Annotated in this window: 4 protein-coding genes; 3 read left to right on the top strand and 1 reads right to left on the bottom strand. The window is 73.9% G+C overall.

What is annotated here, in order from left to right; all coding sequences use genetic code 11:
- On the bottom strand, positions 1-1,415 hold a 1,415-nt coding region (gene fliF / locus HMPREF0731_RS18225), incomplete at its 3' end, for a flagellar basal-body MS-ring/collar protein FliF (protein WP_007005668.1).
- A 313-nt stretch (positions 1,416-1,728) separates the two neighbouring features.
- On the opposite strand from fliF, the gene HMPREF0731_RS18220 reads away from it, so the two are divergent.
- From HMPREF0731_RS18220 to HMPREF0731_RS18210, 3 genes are read left to right on the top strand one after another with little or no spacing between them, the layout of a single operon-like run.
- Positions 1,729-2,262, top strand: coding sequence for a flagellar basal body-associated FliL family protein (locus tag HMPREF0731_RS18220; RefSeq protein WP_007005666.1), 534 nt, complete (start codon positions 1,729-1,731; stop codon positions 2,260-2,262).
- A gap of 2 nt (positions 2,263-2,264) precedes the next feature.
- Entirely contained in the window at positions 2,265-3,326 is a 1,062-nt protein-coding gene (locus tag HMPREF0731_RS18215; RefSeq protein ID WP_007005665.1) for a FliM/FliN family flagellar motor switch protein, read from the top strand.
- Between the two features lie 12 nt (positions 3,327-3,338).
- Positions 3,339-4,067 carry a hypothetical protein gene (locus HMPREF0731_RS18210; protein WP_040613924.1) on the top strand — a complete coding sequence of 243 codons (729 nt, stop codon included), beginning with the start codon at positions 3,339-3,341 and terminating at the stop codon, positions 4,065-4,067.
- The last annotated feature ends 179 nt before the right edge of the window (positions 4,068-4,246 follow it).

The following is a 4,246-nucleotide window of genomic DNA, read 5'->3' as shown; positions in this document are numbered from 1 at the left end:
GCGGCGGCGGCGGCGGCCTCGGCGGCCAGGCGCTGCTGGCGGCGGCGGAACAGGATCAGCCCGGCCCCGGCGCCCACCACCAGGACGCCGCCGACCACCGCCCATTGCAGCCCGCTCAGCCCCAGCACCACATTGCCCTCGGCCGAGGCCAGGGTGCCCAGCCCCTCATCGGGCAGGAAGCGCAGCGTGTCGACGGTGACGGTGTCGCCGCGCTGCTGGTTGTAGCCGACGGCCGAGCGCACCAGCGCCGCCAGCCGCTCCAGCTCCGCCGGCGGGCGGGGCTGCACATTGCCCTCGGCATCGGTGATGCCGTCCACCACCACGGCGACGCTGACGCGCTTGACCGCGCCCGGCTCGCGCACCGTCTCCTCGACCTTGGAGGAGATCTCGAAATTCACCGTCTCGTTGTTGCGCTGCACGGCGCTGACGCTGCGGGTCGCGTTCTGGTTCACCTGCTGGTTCGGCAGGTTCTGGCCGACGGTGACCGGCGCCTGGCCGCGGCCATCCTCGCTGTTCTCCTGCTCGGTCTGCAGCTGGCGGCCGCGCTCGACCTGGCCCAGCGGGTCGAAGGTCTCGGCCCGCGCCACGGTGCGCGCCCCCTCCACCTCGACCGAGGCGACGGCGCGCACCTTGCCGCGGCCGACCAGCGGCTCCAGCAGGTCGAGCACCGCCTTCTGCAGCGCGTGCTCCTGCGCCACGCGGATCTCGCCGAGCCGGCCGGCGGCGGCGCCCATGCCGCCATCGGCGGCCAGCACCACGCCATTGCCGTCCATCACCGAGACATCCTCCTGCCGCAGCCGCGGCACGGCGCCGGCGACCAGCAGGCGGATGGCCGCGGCCTGCGCGGCGCCCAGCCGCTGCCCGGCGCTGGTGGTGACGGTGACCGAGGCGGTGGGCGGCGGCGCGTCGCGCGAAAAACTCTCCCGCTCGGGCAGCACGATATGGACGCGCGCGGCGCGCACCCCCTGCATGGTGACGATGGTGCGCGCCAGCTCCCCCTCCAGCGCGCGCAGCCGCTGCACGCGCTGCATGAAGGAGGTCATCTGCATCGGGCTGGTCTGGTCGAGCAGCTCGTAGCCGGCGCCGCCCTGGCGCGGCAGCCCCTCGGCGGCGAGCTGCATGCGCAGCCTGGCCACCTGGTCCATCGGCACCAGGATGGTGCCGTCGCCGCGCGCCTCCACCGGGATCTTCAGCTCCTCGAGGCGCGCGGAGATGCGCCCGGCCTCGGCCGGCTCCAGCCCGGCATAGAGCAGCCCGGTGGGCGTGCCGGCCGAGCGCGCCACCAGCACGATGGCCAGCAGCGCGGCCAGGGCCACCGCCGCCAGCCCGGCGAGTTTCGCAGGGCCCAGCCGTGCCAGGCCGCCCCCCAGCCCGCCGAGATCGAAACCCGCTCCAACGGTGCGTACTTGCTGCATCGACCTTCTATCGCCCCATGCTGACCTGGGGGCGGACCTGCCGGCCGCCCCACCACGCCCTTTGGGCGCCGCCCCGCCCCGCAGCCCCGCGACACCGCCCCGCCCCCTGGCGCATGGCCCCCTGGCACATGGCCCCCTGGCACATGGCCCCCTGGCACATGGCCCGGGCGGGGCGCCCCGCCGCGCGAGGCGGCGGCGATGCGGAGTTCGACCGGCGGTTGTTTTTAGCGTGGCATGCGAGAACGCGTCGGTTTATATCTGCCGCCACTCCGCTTGTCGCGCGAAAAATCGCCAGTGCCGGGAGATCCCGCCCATGTCCGCCACCACCGCGGAGAAATCCGCCAACGCCACGGAGAAGCCGGCCCGCAAAAAAGGGGGGCGACGGCGGCTGCTGATCCTGCTGCTGCCCCTGGTGCTGCTGCTCGGCGGCGGCGCGGCGGCCTGGTTCCTGGTGCCCGCCGTGCCGGCGCTGGTGGGCGGGCTGCTCGGCCGCGCCCCGGCGGGCGAGGCGGAGGCCGGCGCCACCCCCGCCGGACCCGCGGCGCGGCCAAGCTTCGTCGAATTCCCGGAGATGACGCTGACGCTGCCGAATGGCGGCCGGCCGCGCCAGCTGCGCCTGCGCATCGCCGTCGAGATCAATGGCGACCCGGCGCTGCTGCAACCCGAGCTGCTCAGCCCGCGCATCTATGACAGCCTGCTGCTCTACCTGCGCACGCTGCGCGAGGGCGAGATGGAGGGCGCCCTGGCGATGGACCGGCTGCGCGGCGACCTGCACCGGCGCTTCGAGCTGCTGCTCGGCCCCGGCAAGGTGCGCGACGTGCTGATCACCGGCTTCGTGGTGGCCTGAGCATGAGCGGCAGCGAGAACAACGAAACCCCCGAGGGCGCCGGCGGCGAGCCGGATCCGATGGCCGATTGGGGCGCCGCCGGCGTCGCCATGGGCCAGGGCGACATCGACGACCTGTTCGGCGGGCCGGAAGGCCCGGCCGAGGAGGCGCCGAAGCGCGGGCTGGAGGCGCTGGTCGGCGGCGCGGTGCGCTACGAGAAGCTGCCGATGCTCGACATCGTGGTCGACCGGCTGGCGCGGCTGATGACCAGCTCCTCGCGAAAATTCACTGCCGACAACGCCGATGTGGTGATCGACCGCACCCGCCCCGTGCGGGTCGGCGCCTTCCTCGACACCGTGACCCTGCCGGCGCTGATCGGCATCATCCGCATCGAGGAATGGGATGGCTACTGCCTCGCCGCCCTCGATTCGCGGCTGATCGGCTCGATCGTCGACATCCTGCTGGGCGGGCGGCGCAACGCGCTGCAGCCGATCGAGGGCCGGCCCTACACGCCGATCGAGCGCACCTTCGTCGAGAAATTCGTCTCGGTCGTCACCAACGACCTCAGCCGCGCCTTCGAGGCGGTCTCGCCCGCGAGCTTCCGGCTGGAGCGCTTCGAGATCACGCCGAGCTACGCGCTGATCACCAAGCCCACCGCCGCGGCGCTGACCTTCCGCGCCGAGATCACCATGGAGGGGCGCGGCGGCTTCATCGACTTCCTGATCCCCTACGCCTCGCTTGAGCCGGTGCGCGACCTGCTGAGCCAGGAGGTGCTGGGCAAGAAATCCGGCGGCGACACCATCTGGCGCAGCCATCTGGCGGAGGAGCTGCCGCGCGCCTCAGTCGAGCTGACCGCGGTGATCGAGAGCCGCACCGTGCCCTTCTCCGAGGTGGCGTCCTGGCAGCCCGGCTCGGTCTTCGTGCTCGACAAGCGGCAGGAGGATCCGGTCGACGTGTTCTGCCAGGGGCTGATGGTCTGCCGCGCGACGCTCGCCACCAAGGATGAGCGGGTGGTGCTGCGCGTCGAGGACTGCGTGATCGAGAAGGGCTGGCCGGGCGATGCCTCGGGCCAGCAGGACGGTTGACGGAGAAGCCGCATGAACTTCCCCCAGATGCTCGATGCCGCCGCCCTGCTGGTGCTGGGCGCCCAGGCGGTCTGGATCACCCTGCTGTATCGCCGCATGGGCCGGTTGCGCGCGGCGCTGGAGGGGGCCGGCGCGGTGATCGGCCAGCTCGACGAGGCCTCGCGCCGGCTCGACGCCTCGGCCGGCGGCATCGTCGACAAGGTGCGCGACGGCATCTCCGAGGTGGACAGCAAGATCGGCGCCTGCCGCAAGCTGATGCAGGAGCTGAACGGCGCCTCCCGCCAGGCGGAGGAGGTGGCGGCGCGGCTCGACCAGGCGCTGCGGCAGAACCGCAAGCTGCAGCAGGCGCGCGCCGTGGCGCCGCCGCGCGAGATGGTGGAGCCGATCGGCCTGGCCGAGCGCCTCTCCGCCCGCCCCGCCCCGCCGCTGCTGAACCTGGCGGCCGAACCCGCCCCGCACCTGGCCGGGCTGTTCGATCCGCCCGCCCCGCTGCTCTCGCCGCTGGAGCCGGCCCTGGCCATGCCCTCCCCCGCCCCGCTGGCCGCCGCGCCGCTGAACAGCCCGTTGGGCAGCCCCTTCAGCGGCCCGCTGGCCGACCCGCTCCCCATCCCGCCTTCCGCCTCGCCTGCCGCCCCGCTGGCCGAGCCGCCGCTCGGCAGCCTGCTGGCGGCCGAACTGCTCTATGCCCAGCGCGCCGCCGCCCTGCCGGAATCGCGCACCATCCGCGTCAAGCTCGACTGACAGAGGGATCCGCGCCATGACCCAGCCCTCCCTTCCCCGCGCGTCACGCCGCGCCCGCTTCGGACCGCGGCTCGGCCTGCCGCTGATGGCCCTGTCGCTGGCGGCGCTGCTGCCCGGTCGGCTGGACGGCGTCTGGCCGGCCCTGGCGCAGACCCTGCCCGAGGCCACGCCGCGCCCCG

Source organism: Pseudoroseomonas cervicalis ATCC 49957 (assembly GCF_000164635.1).
Lineage (GTDB): Bacteria > Pseudomonadota > Alphaproteobacteria > Acetobacterales > Acetobacteraceae > Pseudoroseomonas > Pseudoroseomonas cervicalis.
Note: the sequence above shows the minus strand (reverse complement) of the source record. Positions and strands in the feature narration are given on the sequence as shown.